Annotated in this window: 14 protein-coding genes; 5 read left to right on the top strand and 9 right to left on the bottom strand. The window is 54.6% G+C overall.

Annotated elements, in window-relative coordinates:
- Positions 1 to 8: 8 nt before the first annotated feature.
- On the top strand, positions 9 to 2,372 hold the full coding sequence (locus HC231_RS11940; protein ID WP_208231161.1) for a glycoside hydrolase family 31 protein: 2,364 nt from the start codon (positions 9 to 11) through the stop codon (positions 2,370 to 2,372).
- A 226-nt stretch (positions 2,373 to 2,598) separates the two neighbouring features.
- On the opposite strand, the gene fabI is transcribed toward HC231_RS11940, so the two are convergent.
- The 6 genes from fabI to sapA all read right to left on the bottom strand — a co-directional run bounded on the left by fabI (position 2,599) and on the right by sapA (position 8,959).
- Positions 2,599 to 3,390 (bottom strand): enoyl-ACP reductase FabI, encoded by a 792-nt coding sequence (fabI, locus tag HC231_RS11935; protein ID WP_208231160.1) that lies wholly within the window; start codon positions 3,388 to 3,390, stop codon positions 2,599 to 2,601.
- A 196-nt stretch (positions 3,391 to 3,586) separates the two neighbouring features.
- Entirely contained in the window at positions 3,587 to 4,402 is an 816-nt protein-coding gene (gene sapF / locus HC231_RS11930; RefSeq protein WP_208231159.1) for a putrescine export ABC transporter ATP-binding protein SapF, read from the bottom strand.
- Positions 4,402 to 5,394, bottom strand: a complete 993-nt coding sequence (sapD, locus tag HC231_RS11925; RefSeq protein WP_208231158.1) for a putrescine export ABC transporter ATP-binding protein SapD — start codon at positions 5,392 to 5,394, stop codon at positions 4,402 to 4,404. The genes sapF and sapD overlap by 1 nt, the downstream gene beginning before the upstream one ends.
- A 16-nt stretch (positions 5,395 to 5,410) precedes the next feature.
- Complete coding sequence (gene sapC, locus HC231_RS11920; RefSeq protein WP_208231157.1) at positions 5,411 to 6,301, bottom strand: putrescine export ABC transporter permease SapC; 891 nt, start codon at positions 6,299 to 6,301, stop codon at positions 5,411 to 5,413.
- Positions 6,288 to 7,253, bottom strand: coding sequence for a putrescine export ABC transporter permease SapB (sapB, locus tag HC231_RS11915; RefSeq protein WP_208231156.1), 966 nt, complete (start codon positions 7,251 to 7,253; stop codon positions 6,288 to 6,290). The genes sapC and sapB overlap by 14 nt, the downstream gene beginning before the upstream one ends.
- Positions 7,250 to 8,959 carry an ABC transporter substrate-binding protein SapA gene (sapA, locus tag HC231_RS11910; RefSeq protein WP_208231155.1) on the bottom strand — a complete coding sequence of 570 codons (1,710 nt, stop codon included), beginning with the start codon at positions 8,957 to 8,959 and terminating at the stop codon, positions 7,250 to 7,252. Before sapA ends, sapB begins: the two co-directional genes overlap by 4 nt.
- 417 nt (positions 8,960 to 9,376) lie before the next feature.
- Between sapA and HC231_RS11905 the strand changes: the two genes are divergently transcribed.
- The 3 genes from HC231_RS11905 (at position 9,377) to HC231_RS11895 (ending at position 12,306) form a co-directional block, all read left to right on the top strand.
- Positions 9,377 to 10,390 carry a formylglycine-generating enzyme family protein gene (locus tag HC231_RS11905; protein ID WP_208231154.1) on the top strand — a complete coding sequence of 338 codons (1,014 nt, stop codon included), beginning with the start codon at positions 9,377 to 9,379 and terminating at the stop codon, positions 10,388 to 10,390.
- Complete coding sequence (locus HC231_RS11900) at positions 10,371 to 11,285, top strand: formylglycine-generating enzyme family protein (protein ID WP_208231153.1); 915 nt, start codon at positions 10,371 to 10,373, stop codon at positions 11,283 to 11,285. Before HC231_RS11905 ends, HC231_RS11900 begins: the two co-directional genes overlap by 20 nt.
- Positions 11,286 to 11,448: 163 nt before the next feature.
- A complete protein-coding gene (locus HC231_RS11895; protein WP_208231152.1) occupies positions 11,449 to 12,306 on the top strand; it encodes a hypothetical protein in 858 nt (285 codons plus the stop codon).
- Positions 12,307 to 12,668: 362 nt separating this feature from the next.
- Here the strand turns inward: HC231_RS11895 and HC231_RS11890 are convergent, their stop codons facing one another.
- Both HC231_RS11890 and HC231_RS11885 read right to left on the bottom strand, forming a co-directional pair.
- Positions 12,669 to 14,120, bottom strand: coding sequence for a glycoside hydrolase family 32 protein (locus HC231_RS11890; RefSeq protein ID WP_208231151.1), 1,452 nt, complete (start codon positions 14,118 to 14,120; stop codon positions 12,669 to 12,671).
- A 6-nt stretch (positions 14,121 to 14,126) separates the two neighbouring features.
- The gene (locus tag HC231_RS11885) at positions 14,127 to 15,371 is read right to left on the bottom strand and encodes an MFS transporter (RefSeq protein WP_208231150.1); all 1,245 of its coding nucleotides are present in this window, start codon (positions 15,369 to 15,371) and stop codon (positions 14,127 to 14,129) included.
- 246 nt (positions 15,372 to 15,617) lie between these two features.
- Between HC231_RS11885 and HC231_RS11880 the strand changes: the two genes are divergently transcribed.
- A complete protein-coding gene (locus HC231_RS11880) occupies positions 15,618 to 16,574 on the top strand; it encodes an aminoimidazole riboside kinase (protein ID WP_208231149.1) in 957 nt (318 codons plus the stop codon).
- 83 nt (positions 16,575 to 16,657) lie between these two features.
- Here HC231_RS11880 and HC231_RS11875 read toward each other — a convergent pair whose 3' ends face one another.
- Positions 16,658 to 17,545 carry a LysR substrate-binding domain-containing protein gene (locus HC231_RS11875; protein ID WP_208231148.1) on the bottom strand — a complete coding sequence of 296 codons (888 nt, stop codon included), beginning with the start codon at positions 17,543 to 17,545 and terminating at the stop codon, positions 16,658 to 16,660.
- Positions 17,546 to 17,652 lie beyond the last annotated feature (107 nt).

Here is a 17,652-nt window from a genome sequence, read left to right as displayed (position 1 = left end):
GGCGCTGTATGAAAACGCTAAAAAATTGGGTATTTCGCCATCAGACTCAAGACCATATCGAACTGCTGGTCGATGGAAAACACATTTTCCGCTTATACATTCTGGAATCGGACCTGGGCCGGGTGTTGATTAAGCAGAATGGCGAACTGAAGCTGAAACGCACCTGGAGCATCGCTCCCCAGCAGGATGTTCCGTGGGAGGGGCGCAGCAGGGAAAGCAGCGAGGGGTTTAGCCTGCCGGGATTCTCGCTGGAAGAATATGACGGCGGTTTACGCGTCGGCACCGAACGAATGCGGGTGATCATCCATCAGCCGCTGTGGCTGGAGTGGGAATATCTCAATGCGCAGGGGGAATGGCAGCAACTGGCGATGGATCGCACCACCAGCGCCTATATGCTCAATATGCACGGCGATGGCGTTGCTCACTACCAGCGTCGTTTTGCTGAAGATCGTTACTATGGGCTGGGGGAAAAAGCCGGCGATCTCAACCGTAACGGCAGACGCTTTGAATTCCGCAATCTGGATGCGATGGGCTATAACGCGGCAACCACCGATCCGCTGTATAAGCATATTCCTTTTACCATCACCCGGCGTAAGGATGTCAGCTTCGGTCTGTTTTATGACAACCTGAGCAGCACCTGGCTGGATCTGGGGAATGAAATCGATAATTACCATCAGGCATATCGGCGTTATCAGGCTGAAGCCGGGGATCTGGATTACTATCTTTTCCTTGGATCGCGCGTGCTGGATGTCACCAAAGCCTTTGTCCGCCTGACCGGGAAAACGTTATTCGGGCCGAAGTGGAGCCTGGGATACAGCGGTTCCACCATGCACTACACCGATGCGCCGGATGCGCAGAATCAACTGATGAAGTTTATCGAACTGTGCCGCCGGCATGATATTCCGTGCGACTCGTTTCAGTTGTCGTCCGGTTATACCTCTATTAATAACAAGCGCTATGTCTTTAACTGGAATTACGACAAGGTGCCGCAGCCGGAAGTGATGTCGCAGGCTTTTCATGATGCGGGCCTCAAGCTGGCGGCCAATATCAAACCCTGTCTGTTGCAGGATCATCCTAAATACGCGGAAGTCGCGCAGCAGGGCTTATTTATTCGCGATTCGGAGTCTGATGCGCCTGAGCGTTCCAGCTTCTGGGATGATGAAGGTTCGCATCTCGACTTCACCAACCCGGCGACGGTGGACTGGTGGCAAGAGAACGTCACCCGCCAACTGCTGGAAAAAGGCATTGATTCGACCTGGAACGACAATAACGAGTATGAGGTTTGGGACGGCGAAGCGCGCTGCCACGGTTTTGGCGACCAGATCGCGATTAAGAATATCCGGCCGTTGATGCCATTACTGATGATGCGCGCCTCGCTGGAAGCGCAGCAGCGTTTTGCGCCGCAGCTGCGTCCTTATCTGATTTCCCGTTCCGGCTGCGCGGGCATGCAGCGCTATGTTCAGACCTGGAGCGGCGATAATCGCACCAACTGGCAGACGCTGCGTTACAACACCCGCATGGGCGTCGGCATGAGTCTTTCCGGTATCTATAACGTCGGGCACGATGTCGGCGGTTTCTCCGGGGATAAACCGGATGCCGAACTGTTTGTCCGCTGGGTTCAGAACGGCGTGATGCACCCGCGCTTTACCATTCACTCATGGAATGACGATCATACCGTCAACGAACCCTGGATGTATCCTGAAGTCACCCCGGCGATCCGCAGCGCCATCGCGCTTCGTTACCGCCTGCTGCCGTATCTTTATACCTTATTCTGGCGGGCCAGCGCCGAGGATGAACCGATGCTGCGGCCGACGTTCCTCGATCACGAACACGATGAAGCCACTTTCGCCGAAACCGACGATTTTATGCTGGGGCAGGATGTGTTGGTGGCCAGCGTGGTGGAACCGGGACAGCGGCGGCGCGAGGTTTACCTGCCGGCCAACGAGCAGGGATGGTACGACTTTTATCAAGGGCAGTGGTACAGCGGCGGACAAACCATCACTTTGGATGCGCCGCTGGAACGTCTTCCCCTGATAATCCGCGCCGGCGCAATGCTTCCGCTTTCCGCGCGCACGGCGTTTGTCCGCCATGAAGAGGATAATCAGCGCGAGTTTCTGCTGTTCCCGCCGATAGGCCGCGGGGAAGACAGCGGGCTGCTGTTTGAGGATGATGGCGAAACCTGGGCGTGGCGGCAAGGGCAGGGGCTGTGGCTGCGCTGGAAAATCGTCAGCGATAGTCAGCGTATTGATATCACCTTCACCAGCGAAGGCCAGTTCAAGCCGGCCTGGTCGCAGGCCGCCGTCCGGCTGCCCGCCGGAGAACGCAGAGAACTGTATATCAACAACGTGCGCACCAACATTTTTGAGTTGTAATTAAAAAACCCCCACGAGGCATCGTGGGGGTTTCAGTCTGTTGACAAAGCCTGTTATTACTCGTCCCCGCTAGCGTAGCTCGCTCTTTGGGCCGCCGCAAGCGGCGTTACACGGGGGGAGGTTCCCGCCGGGACGCCTCATCCCCGTGCTCGCTCCAGGTATCTCGACCTCATCACCATGGATTTGCCATTAAACACGGTTTTTAATCATTACCCGTTTTTGCCGATTAACTATCCAGTTCCAGCTCGTTCATCGCGGCGATATTAAAGCCGCCGTCGACGTGCAGAACTTCACCGGAGATACCGGCAGCCAGGTCGGAACACAAAAACGCCGCCGAGTTGCCGACATCCTCAATGGTGACGACGCGGCGAATCGGCGTAACCGCTTCGCAGTGGGACAGCATTTTCTTGAAGTTTTTGATGCCAGACGCGGCCAGCGTGCGGATCGGACCCGCGGAGATGGCGTTAACGCGCACGCCCTGAGCGCCCATGGCGTTCGCCATATAACGCACGTTCGCTTCCAGAGACGCTTTCGCCAGGCCCATTACGTTGTAGTTAGGGATGGCGCGTTCCGCGCCCAGATAGGACAAGGTAACCAGCGCGGAATTCGGATTCAGCATGTTGCGGCAGGCTTTCGCCATCGCCACGAAGCTGTAAGAACTGATATCGTGAGCGATGCCGAAACCTTCGCGGGTTACCGCATCAACATAATCGCCGTCAAGCTGATCGCCCGGCGCGTAAGCGATGGAGTGCACGAAACCGTCGAATTTCGGCCAGACTTTGCCCAGTTCGGCGAACAGCGCTTCAATACTGGCATCTTCAGCGACATCACACGGCAGAACAATGCTGGAACCCAGTTCGCCGGCAAAGCCTTCAACGCGAGATTTCAATTTATCATTTTGATACGTGAACGCCAGTTCAGCCCCTTCGCGGTGCATTGCCTGCGCGATACCGAATGCAATGGAGCGGTTACTGGCGACGCCAGTTACCAGAATGCGCTTACCGGTAAGAAAACCCATAGCAGTAATCCTTGTGAACATTGTTGCTGCAGTCATCAATAATAAATGTAATTAGTTAATGATGACCGAGGTGAATAAACCGGGCGATTCTACCATGTATGGAGCAAATTAGGGTACTCCGAAGCAGTATCGCCGCTTTTTTAGCCTTTCTTCCCTTTTTCAAGCCGCCAATGCCACTCTCCGGCGGCATTTCCGTTTAAAACTGCGCGCCATCCTGCCGCCAGGCATCGGCGCTCAGCGCTTCGCCGAAATGGCTGGCGATCAACCGCTTGGTCAGTTCATGCAGCGGGGAGGCCAGCACGTCGGCGGTACTGCCGCGCTCGACCACTTCGCCCGCCTGCATAACCAGAATCTGATCGCTGACGTGTTTCATCATGCCCAGATGCTGAGTGACATAAATGTAAGAGATGCCATGTTTTTCCTGGAGCTCCAGCATCAGATTAATAATCTGTGATCGCATAGACATATCCAGCGACGCCAACACTTCATCCGCGATGATGACTTTCGGCTGCAGAATCAGCGCGCGCGCCAATCCGACGCGCTGTTTCTGCCCTGGGGCCAGCGCGTGGGGATAATAGTAGGCATGATCCGGCCGTAGCCCGACCTGTTGCAGCGTCAGGTTGATGGCTTTTTCTCGCGCTTCGGCGCTGAGATCGGTATTCAGGCGCAATGTTACATCCAGCAACTGGCCAATGCGCTGGCGAGGATTCAGCGCATTGCCCGCATCCTGGAAAATCATGCGGATACGCTGGCTGCGGTAGTTATAATCGCCGTAATGCAGCGGATGATCGTCGATCAGCAACTCGCCGGAGGTGGGGGCGATGGTGCCCGCCAGCATTTTCGCCAGCGTGGATTTTCCGGAGCCATTTTCACCGACGATGGCTAAGGTCTGACGTTCGCGTAAGGTAAAACTGACGGACTTCACCGCCTCAACGTGCTGACGGCGAAACAGACCGGTGCGATAGCGGAATGTTTTGGTCAGGTTACGCGCTTCAAGTAACGTTTCAACCATCAGGATTCCTCCATATTGAGCGGGAAGTGGCAGGCGTACCAATGGTTCTTGACCGACAGCAGCAGGGGTGCTTGCATGCATTTTTTCTGCGAGTAGGGGCAGCGTGGCCCCAACCGGCAGCCGACAGGCAAATGCTCCAGCGAGGGGATCGCGCCCGGCAGGGTATTCAGGCGGCTTTTATGCGGCAGCGAACGGCCAAAATCCGGCATCGCCCGAATCAGCGCCTGGGTATAAGGATGATGCGGCGCGCTAATCAGATCTTCACTGGTGGCGCTTTCCACCGTTTGGCCGCAATAGAGCACGTTAATCCGGTTAGCCCATTTGCTCATGGTTTGCAGGTCATGGCTAATCAGCAGGATAGTGGTGTTGTTGTTCTGATTCAGCCGCGACAGGAGGCGGAAAATCTGCGCCTGCGTGGTGGATTCCATGGCATTGGTCGGTTCGTCGGCGATCAGCAGGCGCGGCTGATTCGCCAGCGCGATGGCGATCATCACCTTTTGGCACTCCCCGTCGGTAAGCTCATAAGGGTAGCTGCCCATGATATTTTTGTGATCTTTAATGCCGACGCGGTGCAGCAGCTCGATGGCCCGGCGTTTCCGCCAGTTGAACCGCTGCCACCAACGGCCTTTATAAGTCCAGCCGGGAATGACCTGTATTAGCTGGCGTCCAATGTTTTCAGAAGGATCCAGACAGGACTGCGGCTCCTGAAAAATCATCGAGACGTTGTGGCCTACCAGTTTGCGCCGTTCACGCGGCGACAGCTGCAGCAGATCTATGTCATCGAAGCGGAAACGATCGGCGGTAACCCGCCAGTTATCCTTGGTGATACCGCAGATAGCCTTGGCTATCAGACTTTTGCCGGAACCGGATTCGCCCACCAGCCCGCGGATTTCTCCTTCATTGAGCGTCATACTGACCCGATCGACGGCTTTTACCGCGCCCTCCGAGGTGAGTAACTCAATGGTCAGATTACGAATATCGAGTAATGCCATAATTTCGTCTCCGCCATTATTCCGTTTCTGCCACCAGGGCGCGGCGAATGCCGTCCCCAAGCAGATTAACAATCAGCACGCTGACGGCGATGGCCGCGCCGGGCAACATCACCGTCCACGGGGCGGCATAGACCAGTTCCAACGAATTGCCCAGCATAGCGCCCCATTCGGTGGTCGGCAGCTGCGCGCCAAGATCAAGGAATCCCAATGCGGCGATGTCCAGAATGGCGATGGATAGGGCGCGAGTAAATTCAGAAACCAAAACTCCCGCAATATTCGGCAATACTACGCGCCAGATAATGTAAAACGTCGATGCGCCGTCAAGCCGGGTGGCGATAACGTACTCTTTGTCCATCTCATCGTGAACGGTGCTGTATATCGTGCGCACCATGCGGGGAACCAGCGCCAGCCATACGGCCAGCATGGCGTGCTCCAGCCGGGGACCAATAAAGGCGATCACCACGATGGCCAGCAGCAGCGACGGAATCGACAGCAGCGTATCGAGAATATGGTTGAGCATGGCGGAGCGCAGCCCGTGGGTTACGCCGGCCAAAATGCCTAAAATGACGCCAAACAGCGCCGCCGCATGCGTGACGATCAATGCCGAGCCGACGGTGGGCGCCGCGCCGCTTAGCAAACGGCTTAACAGGTCGCGCCCTAGATCGTCCGTACCGAGAAAGAAAGAGACTTCGCCATAGTGCGACCAGGATGGCGGCAGCATCTGATAACCCAGAAACTGCTGGCCGACATCATAGGGAGCCAGCAGTTTCCCGAACAGGCACAGCCCCAGCAAAATAAGAAAGCCGTAAAAACCGATCATGGCCAGCGTATCCTGATGGAATACCCGCCAGGTATCCCCCAGACGGCTGGGAACGCGTTTTTCGCTGTAAACGTTATCGAAGGGCATACGACTCCTTATGTTTCAGCGGGTTAGTCATTGCACCTCCAATATCTGACAATACGTTGACCGTAATGACCATCGCGCCGACGACGATAACGCCCGCGGAGATCGCGGCGTAATCCTGCTGGCGAATGGCATTGACCAGCCAGCGACCCAGCCCCGGCCAGTTGAATACCACTTCGGTAATCATGGTCAACGTCAACATGGTCGAAAACTGTAGCCCCAGCTTGGGCATAATCGGCGGCAATGCATTGTGCAGGAGATGGCGGCGAATAATGGTCAGCAGCGATAAGCCGCGTGTCGCCGCCGCCTTGATGTAGTTTTTACTCATCGCGTCGGTGGTGCTGATGCGCATTAGTCTTATAACCTCCGTCGTCGGCCCGACGGCAAGCACGGTAATAGGCAGAACCATATGCCGAATCGCGCTGATCATCATCTCGTTGCGATACGGAGAGTCGGACAGCCAGGCATCGATCAACGCGAAGCCGGTGACGCTTTTGACCTGATAGAGCAGATCGAAACGTCCTGATACCGGCAGCCAGCCAAGATGCAATGAGAAAAACAGCGTGAGCAGCAGCGCCAGCCAGAATACCGGCAGGGAAAAACCGACCAGCGCCAGCGTACTGATAATGATATCCGGCCCTTTGTTTCGCATTACCCCGGCGGTAATGCCCAACGGGATCCCTACCAGCAAAGAGAGCGCGAAAGCCAGCAGACAAAGTTCGATGGTCGCCGGGAACACCTCTTTTAACTGTACGATAATGGCCTGGCCGTTGATGCTGGAGCGGCCGAAATCGCCCTGCAACAGGCTGGTGAGATAAAAACGGTACGCATCAAACAGCGCCGCGCCGTTGAGCGGCGCATGCGGGGTGTAATAACTCAGGCTGAAACCCAGCAGCGTCAGCAGGAACAGCGTAACCAGCAGCAATAGCAGGCGGCGCAGGGTAAAGATAATCACGGTGTTTCTCCTTCAGCGGCGTTTTGCGAAGAAGGTTCTTGTGGCGCGGCTCCCTCGGCGCGGTCACCGTCACTTTCCCGAAAAACGCCGGCAAATGAGGCATTGCCGAACGGGCTAAGCACAATCCCTTTCATATCATAACGATAAGCCAACAGGCGTAAGGAGGATGCCAACGGTAAAACCGGCAGTTGGTCAGCCAGTATTTTTTGCGCCTGTTGGTAGTATTCGATGCGTTTTGATAATTGCTGCGAAGATAGGGCGTTTTGCAGCACTTCATCAAAACCGGAATCGCACCAGTGAGCATAGTTGGTTTGGGACGGAATAGCGGCGCAGCTCAATAACGGACGGAAAAAACTGTCCGGGTCATTGCTGTCCGTCGTCCAGCCGGCAAGGGTTAAATCGTGGCTGAGTTCCATCAGCCTGGCTTCCTGAAAGCGGCCCTCAACCGGCACAATCGTCACCTGTATGCCAACCTGAGCCAGGTCGGCCTGGATCAGCTCTGCGGTTTTCAGCGGGCTGGGATTGTAGGATTGCGACGCGCTGGGCACCCACAGGCGCAGACTGATATTGGTTATTCCCAACTCGTGTAATAACCGCCGGGATTTCGCCGGATTGTATTCGGTTATTTTCGCGTCATTATCATAGGCCCAGGAAGCGCGCGGCAAAATCGAGGCGGCCGTTTCAGCCGTGCCGTAATAGATTGATTGCATCAGCCGATCGTTGTTTATCGCCAGCGCAATGGCTTCGCGCATGCGGCGATCGTCCAACGGCGGTTTACGCACATTAAACGCCAGATAGGCGACGTTCATTCCTGGACGTAATGACAGGCGCAAACGCGGATCGTTACGTAAAATCGCCAATTGGCTAACGGCGGGATAAGCCAGAATATCGCATTCGCCGGTCAGCAATTTAGACAGGCGGCCAGTACCGCCCGAACCGAGATCAACCACGACCTGCTGCATGCGGGGCTGGCCGCGCCAGTAGGCGTCGTTACGCGTTAGACGAATATATTGTCCGTTGCGATACTCATCCAACCGATAAGGACCGGTGCCGACCGGCTCGCGATCCAATAACTCTTTCTTATCGTTCTCAGCCAGAACCTGGGCGTACTCGGCGGAGAGAATCGGCGCATAGTGCGTTGCCAAATGCCAGAGAAAAGAGGCGTCTGGCTTGTTCAGGCGAATTTCAACGCTGTATTCCCCCAGCTTACGAATGCTCTTGACGGAATCGGCGAACTGCAAACTGTCGAAATAGGGATACTCGCCGCCGTTGACGTCATGATAGGGGTGATCTTTATTCAGCATGCGTTGGAAGCTGAACAGGACATCATCCGCGTTCAGTTTACGGGTGGGGCTGAACCAGTTGGTGGTTTGAAAATAAACGTCGCGGCGCAGATAAAAACGATACGTCGCCCCGTCATCCAGCACTTCCCAATGCTGGGCCAATTCCGGCATCAGCCGGTAGGTATAGGGATCGACATCCAGCAAGCGATCGTAAAGCTGAGCCGCCAGGGTATCGATCGTGACGCCGCTGCGCGCCATTTGCGGATTAAAGGTATTCAGCACGTCGTTTACGCAATAGACGAAACCACTTTGGCGGATATCGGCCAACGGTGCCGGGGCAGCCGGGGCCGAGGGAAAAGAGGACGCCAAAGCAGGTATCGCCAGCCAGGCTAATGCCAGTGCGAAACAGGTTTTTCCAGACATACGAGATTTTTCAGTCAATACGTAATAGACAGAGTGTACCGCACTATGCCGATCCTCCCCACAGTGTTATGCGCGTATGACGACTTTCCGACCATTTTTACCGGCAACGGATGTCGCGCTATGTCCGTTTGGTCAGCGATTCGCCCTGGATTGGGTGCCGAGCGCTATCAATTTTCGGACGGGGCGGAAATATTATAATAATCCCGGTAATTTGTTGTAAAATAACCGATTTTTTGATTTCTTATTATAGAGTCCGCCTGCGAGGGTCTGTACATCGGCCTATCGGGGATAAAGGATGGCAGGGTTGCTAATTTAATACTCGTTTCGGATTAATGCAGTAACGCAAAAAATGGATGGGATAACGGGATGAGTATAGTTCGCAGTAGCATAAAATTTTTAATCAAAGTCTCCCTGAGAATGCTTCAAGTCAGCTCTGTATTGCTGGTGCTGATCGTTTCGATGCTCTACAGCGGCGGGATGGCTAAAGCCATTTATTTTTATGATTTCTACTTTGGCGTTGATAAAGACGATGAATCCTATGAGCCGTCGGAGCCGATTGTGCCCGATGCTGACATGGTGAAAATCCTCCAGGCCGATTTGGTGAAGCGCGCGTTGGCGAATATGGTTGCTATCAACGGCGGCCGTTTTACCATGGGGCCTGATGATTGCCGCAACTATCCTCTGATAGCCTCATGCGCGGGTAGTCCGGTCTATCCCGTCCAGCTGAGCGACTATGCTTTATCGAAATACAAAATCACCAATCAGGATTTCGATCTCTTTCTGGCCGCTCATCAGCGATTGGTCAATCCGTTTCCCTCCGGGCAGTATATAAACTATCTCTTCTGGAATATCAGGCATAGCCCGCCATTTGCGCAGTTTCCTGCGCAAATAAGTTGGCAGGACGCCGAAGCCTATTGTCAATGGGTTGGGCGACAGGTTAATCAGCCGATGCATTTGCCGACCGAAGCGCAGTGGGAATACGCCGCGCGTAACCGCGGGCAATATAATGGCTTCGCCACCGATGACGGCACCATCCAGCCAGGGCGGAATGTGCCTGAAGATAGAGAGATATTCTCTAACCTGTTTATGTTAGACGCCAATGTTGTGAATGTCGGCTCGGTAACGCCGAATCCGCTGGGCATTTACGATCTTATCGGCAATGGCAAGGAATGGGTTTACGACTGGTACAGTGAAAAAGCGCGGGGAAACTCGCTCGCGATTGATCCCGTCGGTCCCTCTGAACCTTCCTATAGTGAGGAAGGACCGGCTAAAGTTATTCGCCCTTTGGCATTTTACGCCGATAGTTTGGGGAAGGGGGTTACCGTCCACGATCGGGATTTTGCCGGGATCCAACCGGATAATCTGCCGGGTGGCAAAGGAAAGATCACCGCTCGCTGCGCAATATGGAGTCATGATGAAACGCGGAACTAAAATTTATCTTACGTCGTTGGTTCTGGCTTATATATTGCCGTTTATGCTTTTCTCCAGAACCTTTACCCTTTTCTCCAATATTCCGTATAAAAAAGAGATCAGCGCTTACGCTGAGTCGGTTCGCCAGTTTTTTACCCCAGCCAAAAGCGCGGATGACAGCATCAATGAATCGAAGCTGGGCGATCTGCTCATCGCGCTGAAAGGCGGAGAATATGATATGGGGTATATCGACAAAGATGAACAGGGGCGCAGCTATGCCTTGCCGCTTAAGCAACTGTACTCATACCCAATGTCGGTCTACGTTAAGGATTTTGCGCTGACCAAAACAAAAATCACCAACAGGCAGTTTGACCATTATTTGGTCAGTGCCGGCTTGCCGGCGCGAGAGGCCCCAGACGAGTCGGAGCCGACGCCGCCAGACGACGCGCCGGCTGAAGTGACTTACGCCCAGGCTGAAAGTTATTGCCGCTGGTTAGGCGAGCGGGTCGGACAAAAAGCGGGTCTGCCTGACAGGATTGAGTGGGAGTATGCGGCGCGCAACGGCGGTAAACGGGTGCTGTTTCCAACAGATAATGGAGTGATCGATATTGGCCGCAACGTTGCCAGCGCGGCGCAAAAAATAGTTGCTAATTCCACAGGCAGCAGTCTTGATCAGCAGCTTATGCCGGTGGGGCAATTCCCGCCGACCCCGTTGGGCTTTTATGATATGGCGTCAAACGGCTTCGAATGGACTGCTGTCCATCGCAATAGAAGTTTTATTACATCGCAGACAATTTTAATGGAAGGCGGCGCGGCGACGATTACTTTCGGCCCGAGCGAAAATCTGAAAAGTAGATATGCTTTCCGCTGCGCTACGTGGTCTGAAAGTCATTCGCAGCCAGAGAATCAAGAGTAAGGCTGCCGCCACGCCCATCCATTGGGACGACATGTAACAGGCGATTTTTTGCCATAGATCATGTTTGGCGACGTTAATCGGCATAAATACGGATTATTTACTAAATCCTGTCAATGGGCTGCCGTTATAGCTAAGACGTTGTTCGAAAAATGGAGCAAGCTGGATGGACGGTATCAGGCCTCATCGTACCCCTGACGTCGAATTTTCACAGAAATCGGAAGAGGATGTTGCCGATAATGCCGCTGATTTTCCGGTTGATGCTGCCATGACGACATTCGAAGCCATTGACGCCGCAGATGAATGCATCGGCAGCGCGCAACATGAAGCCGAGACTCCATTGCCGGTGTTAACCGAAGAAGAAATTAGCGCAAAAAGCGAGAAGATAAAGCAGTTAAAAAATAGCTCGCTTTGCGATCCGTTGGATCGCGTCTCTGATTTGGCCGCGTCTTTCTTTATCATCGCTATGGAAGGGACGCATGCGTCGGCCAATGAACTCGCCAATGCGTTGCATGATGCCTTCTCAAGCCCGCTGGATGGCGAAAAGACGGCGATGGTGGAATCTTTTGAAATAGCGATGAAAAAAGAGAAGCTCTCTTTTATCAAAACGGCTTTTATCACCGAAGCCTATCAGCCCGCTGCATCAAAAGTTATCGACAACTATATCAGAGAGCTTGTCTCGCGCCGGGACTGTATACGACTGGGCGCGGCCAGAGCGGAGTATTTACTTGCATCCGGCCTGGGGGATGAAAAGCACGCGGAGGCGGTACAGAGCGACATGGATGCGCTAAAGCGGGGAACCTATCATGCGCAGATTGAAATGCGGCAGGCATTATCCATTGCCGACTGCACATGCAACGCCGTGGATATGCTCGATCAGTTTGAAATGATGCTCAGGAATAGTAACCGCGCTTTACCGACGCTGGATACGGAGTTGCAGCATTTGAGTTTACTGGCCGATAGCTGGGAGGATTTTGTGCAGAAGTATGCGCCGCGGACGTTAAAAAACAATGAGAACGAATAACGCGCATCGAGTGAAAACACGATAAAAAGAGCGTGAGCAGTCAGGAAAGAACCCTATAATCAGTATGGAAATGAGAAAAATTCTCAACAAAGTGCTTTACAGGTGATACTGAGAACCATTATCATCACTTTCGCGCTTCAGAAGTCGCCTCTTCCCAGGCACTGAAGAAGAGCACGACATTGCTCACATTGCTTCCAGTATTATTTTAGCCAGCCTCTGCTGGCTTTTTTTTATGGCCGCCATAGCTATCCTGGCCGCTTAACGCCGCTGGTTTAAGGAACGAGATCCGGTTTCTTATTGACATGTTATCAGGCATGCCGCCTTGTCTGCTGGCATGCCTGATAGTTTGGCGGCAAAAACGATCAGCTGATTTTCCCGTTGCTGACGCTGTTGATGCGGGCCGCGCCGTTCTGGGCGAACAGACTCAGATGGCGTTCCTGTTCCTGCGGGTAGATGCGGCTGCTCAGACAACTTTCGCCATCATTGACGAAGACTTCAACCGAAGAACGATCGAAAAAGATCTGCAGCTGCAGGCTATCGGAAGCGGGCAGGGGCACGCTGCGGTAGCCGCTGATGTTATATGCCGGGTAGCGGCGCTCCAGCACCAGACGCTGGGCCTGGTTATCCACGTAAATAAACAGCCCTTGCTCATTGTTCGGCTCGCTGCCGAGCGACACGCCGTACTTCTCGGCATCGCTGGCCTGTAAGTCGATATCCAGCGTCACGAACTGTGCGGCGCAGTCCGAAATCAACGGCAGGCGGTTGTTCTTCAACTCCAGGTCGCGCCGTTGTTGATCTTTTTGGCAGCAGGCGTCGATTTCCACCGCAGGCACAACCCGCAGCCTATTGTCCGGCGTCAGCGTCAGCTCGCGCGGCATCGACAGCATACCCGCCCACAAATGTTCTTTTTCCGGCATCAGGGATTCCCACATATCCAGCCAGCCCAGCATAATGCGGCGGCCATCCGGCGACAGAAGCGTTTGCGGCGCATAGAAATCGTGACCGGCGTCGATCTCGGTAAATGGCGTTTCAATAACAAATTCACCGCCGGGCTGCCACGTGCCGACCAAATAACCGCTCTGAAATAGATTGCGGTTGCGATAGCCTTCGGCTTTCATTCCCTGCGGGGAAAACAGCAATACCCATTTATCGCCCAACGGGAAAAAGTCCGGACACTCCCACATGTAACTTTCGCCTGGCGCCGAACGAGCCAGCAGGCCTTGCGGCTCCCAATTACGCAGGTCGGTTGAGCGCCACAGACGAACCTCACCCCGGTTTTCCACTTTCAGTCCGAGCACTACATACCAGTAGTCGCCCATTTTCCAGACTTTCGGATCGCGGAAGTGCTGGATCCCTGCCGGCGCGTCGATGATCTTGCCCTGCGGCGTGAAGTGAATGCCGTCGCGGCTGGTGGCCAGACACTGTACCTGTCGTAGTCCCGCATCGCTGGCGCGGTCGCCCTCGTGGACGTGACCGGTATAGATCAGCGACAGTTCGCCGTTGTTATCTACCGCCGATCCGGAGAAACAGCCGTCTTTGTCGTCTGCGCCCGATGGCGCCAGCGCCACCGGCAGATGTTCCCAATGGATCAGGTCGTAGCTGCGGGCATGGCCCCAGTGCATCGGCCCCCAGACGGCTTCATAGGGATAATGCTGATAAAACGCATGGTACATGCCGTCATACCAAACCAGGCCGTTCGGATCGTTCATCCAGCCGACAGTCGGCGCCAAATGCCAGGAGGGATACCACTCCATGTTGATTAAAGGCCGCGTAGCGGCAATATAACTATTGGCTTTTTCTACTAATTCAATCATAGCAACTCACTTTATTGTGCGCGGGGTCAAAGTTGGGGACGTCTGGACAGTCTTATTGGGTTCCAATAGAAAACAGGAAACCAGCGTAGTGAACAGAACCATGCCGCCCATAAACAGATAGGTGCGGGCGAAACCGAATAGCTCATAGCTGTAACCTACGATAGGGGACAGCAGGCTGCTAACCACGGAACTGATACAGGTGAAGCCTACCAGGTAAATCGTTGTCGATAACCGCTTGTCGAAGTTCAGGCTGTTATATTTAAACAAAGAAATCAACAGGATGGGTAATTCAACGGCGTGCAGCAGTTTCATAAAGGAAATGAGCACGACGCCGTTGACCAGACCGGATCCGATAACGCGTAACGCCATAATGCCGCTGGCTAAAATCAAACCATTTTTGGCGCCGATACGGTTAACCAGGAACGGGGCAAGGAACATGCCGCCGGCTTCAAGGAATACCTGTAGTGAATTCAGGTAGCCGAACATACTGTTGCCGGAGTGCAAATCGGGAAACTGTGAAGCGAAATAGACCGGGAACTGTTGATCGTATACGCCGTAAATACAGGTGCCGATAACAAAGACCACCAGCGCCCAGAAACGCGACAGGCGCAGCAGCCCGACGGCGTCGGCCAAGGTGATTTTTGACGGATCGCCGAACTGAAGCTGGCTCATTGCATTTTCTTTGGCGATGCGTACCTGGCTCAGACACAGCAGGAACAGTCCGCCGGAAAGGGAGGCCAGCGCAAAGTTGTACCAGGGATTAATGTTGAAGTTGATGCCGGCGAAGAAGGTGGCGACGGCCCAACCCAGCGATCCCCACATTCTGGAGCGGCCATATTCAATGCCTTTCAGGCGGCAAAAACGTTCAATATAGGCTTCCAGCAGGCCGATACCGCCGTTGAAAGTCGCGCCGATATATAAACCGCCGGCAATGCTGCCGAGATAAATGTTGAAACGCAGAAGATCGGCGAACAGCATAAAAAACGGCCCGCTGCATATCAGCAGCAGAGCAATGAACCATAGCTGGTGTTTACCCAGCCCCAGTTTGTCCTGGATGTAACCATAAATCGGTTGCGAGCAGAACGACACCAGCAAAATCGCCGAGAAGATGATGCCGGTATCGGTGGCTCTAAGATTTACGTACTGGTTTAGCCAGATGGATAACAATGAGCAGGTCGATGACCAGGTAAAGAAAAAAAAGAAAAAGAGGCAGCTTAATAAAATATAGGTTTTTCTTGTTTCAGCGTTCATCAGTGTGACTCCTGACAGGTCGATGGCTGAATTGTTAACGTTAACTATGAAAAAACTAAAGCAGTTCGTTGTTGGAATGTGATGTTAATCATGAAAGTTAACGTTAACATTTTATTTTATTTCGCAACCCGCTAAATTCCATTCAAGAGCGATTTCCAATTCCGTCCGAAGCGACTTTCCTGCTAAGAATGCGGGACGGCACGGTAATACATTTTATTTGATAATCAAAGCGTTATTGAGGTGTTTATGGCGAGTAAAGTCTGGGTGTTGGGCGATGCGGTAATTGATCTGTTCGCTGATGATATGCAGCGTTTATTACCTTGTCCCGGCGGCGCGCCGGCTAACGTGGCCGTCGGCATAGCCCGGTTAAACGGCAACAGCGCGTTTATTGGCCGCGTGGGCGATGAACCCTTTGGCCATCGTTTGCAGCAAGTGCTGCAACAAGAAAACGTCGATACTTCATACCTGCACTACGACGCTCTGCATCGCACCTCCATCGTGTTGGTTACGTTGAACGAAGAGGGGGAACGGCAGTTTACCTTTATGGTGCGGCCGGGCGCCGATCTGTTTCTTGAGCCTGCCGATTTACCCGCTTTTTCCGCTGGGGAATGGCTGCACTGTTGTTCCATCGCGCTGGCGGCGGAGCCATCGCGATCCACCACGTTGCAGGCGATGGCGGCAGTCAGGCAGGCCGGCGGCTGGCTCAGTTTTGACGCCAATCTGCGCGACGATCTGTGGCCGGACCGCGGCCGGATGCGAACCTGCGTAAAACAGGCGCTGGCGCTGGCCGATGTGGTGAAACTCTCTGATGAAGAACTGACGCTGATCACGGAGATTGAGGACGTCGGCCGGGCGATGGCGGCGTTGGGTAATGAAATCAGCCCGTCGCTGCTGGTGGTAACCCAGGGTAAGGCCGGCGCCTGGGCGGGACGCCCCGGTCAAATGACATTCTATCCGGCTCGCGCCGTGCGGGCGGTGGATACCACCGGCGCCGGGGATGCGTTTGTCGCCGGCCTGCTGGCCGGGTTGAGCGAGATGGGCGCGCAATGGCGGGACGGCGCGAAGCTGCCGGCTATCATCGCGCAGGCTCAGGCCTGCGGCGCGCTGGCGACCACCTCGAAAGGCGCGATGACCGCATTGCCGTACCGGGACACGCTGGTTAGCTATCAGGCGGAAGCGGAATGTCGCGTCGCCGTGAAGTGAATACGAGTACGCAAATAAACGCAATATCGGTAGGATTTGCATCCTGTGCGCGCGCAACGGCGCGATAAGGCATTTTTAATGCGCTAAACGGCTATCGGCATGGGCTTTTCTTCACTCAGGCAGTCGAGAAACAAGCGCATCGTCGTGGTTTGCTGCGCCTCCCGGCGGCGGATAAACAGCGTCGAGACGCGCGCGATCGACTCGTCTATGGTATGCACCTGCAAACTGGCGGCCAGGCCGGAATTTTCCACCACCGATCGCGGCAGCAGCGTAATCCCCACGCCGGCGCCGATGCAGCCGAGGATGCCGTCCAGCGAGCCGAAATCCAGCCGCTGGAACGAAGGCCTGCCGAGATAGACCAATAGCTGCTCCAGGCGTTGCCGGTAGGCGCAGCCCATGCGGAACATCAGCGCCGTCACCGGCTGGCTATCCAGACGAAACGCCTGCAAGGTCGGCCAGCGACGCGGCGTAACCAGCACCAGTTCCTCCTCGAACGCCGGTTCTACGCTCAGCAGCGGGTGGTCAATCGGACCGGCGACAAACGCGCCATACACTTCGTTGTTTAACACGCGTTCGACCAGCGCGGCGGTCGAATCGATTTTCATCACCAACTGTACGTCGGCATAGCGCGCATGAAAACGCGCCAGCACGTCGGGCAGGCGCACGGCGAGCGTGGTTTCCATCGAGCCCAGCACCAGCGGTCCCTGCGCCTCGCCCTCATCGCGCGCGACCCGCGTCGCCTCGTCCAGTAGGGCGACCGCCTGCTGCGCATAGGGCAGTAAACGCTGCCCGGCGCCGGTCAGCGCCACGCCCCGGCTGTGACGCTCCAGCAATGGTAGGCCGATATGGTTTTCCAGCGCCCGAATGCGCGTCGTGACGTTGGATTGCACGGTATTCAGTTCTCTGGCGGCGGCCGTGATATTCGCGCAGCGCGCGACGGCGGCAAAGGTCATCAGTTCGCAGATTTTCATATCATCATCCGAAAATTGAATCGATTATCGATTTCGTCATTCAATATACAGATGGTTGCAAAAATCGCGCCACGTTTAATGGGGAAATTAAATATCATTATTCAATG

It is taken from the genome of Brenneria izadpanahii, from assembly GCF_017569925.1.
GTDB lineage: Bacteria > Pseudomonadota > Gammaproteobacteria > Enterobacterales > Enterobacteriaceae > Brenneria > Brenneria izadpanahii.
The sequence above is the reverse complement of the archived record's forward strand: the minus strand, read 5'-3'. Positions and strand labels throughout refer to the sequence as shown.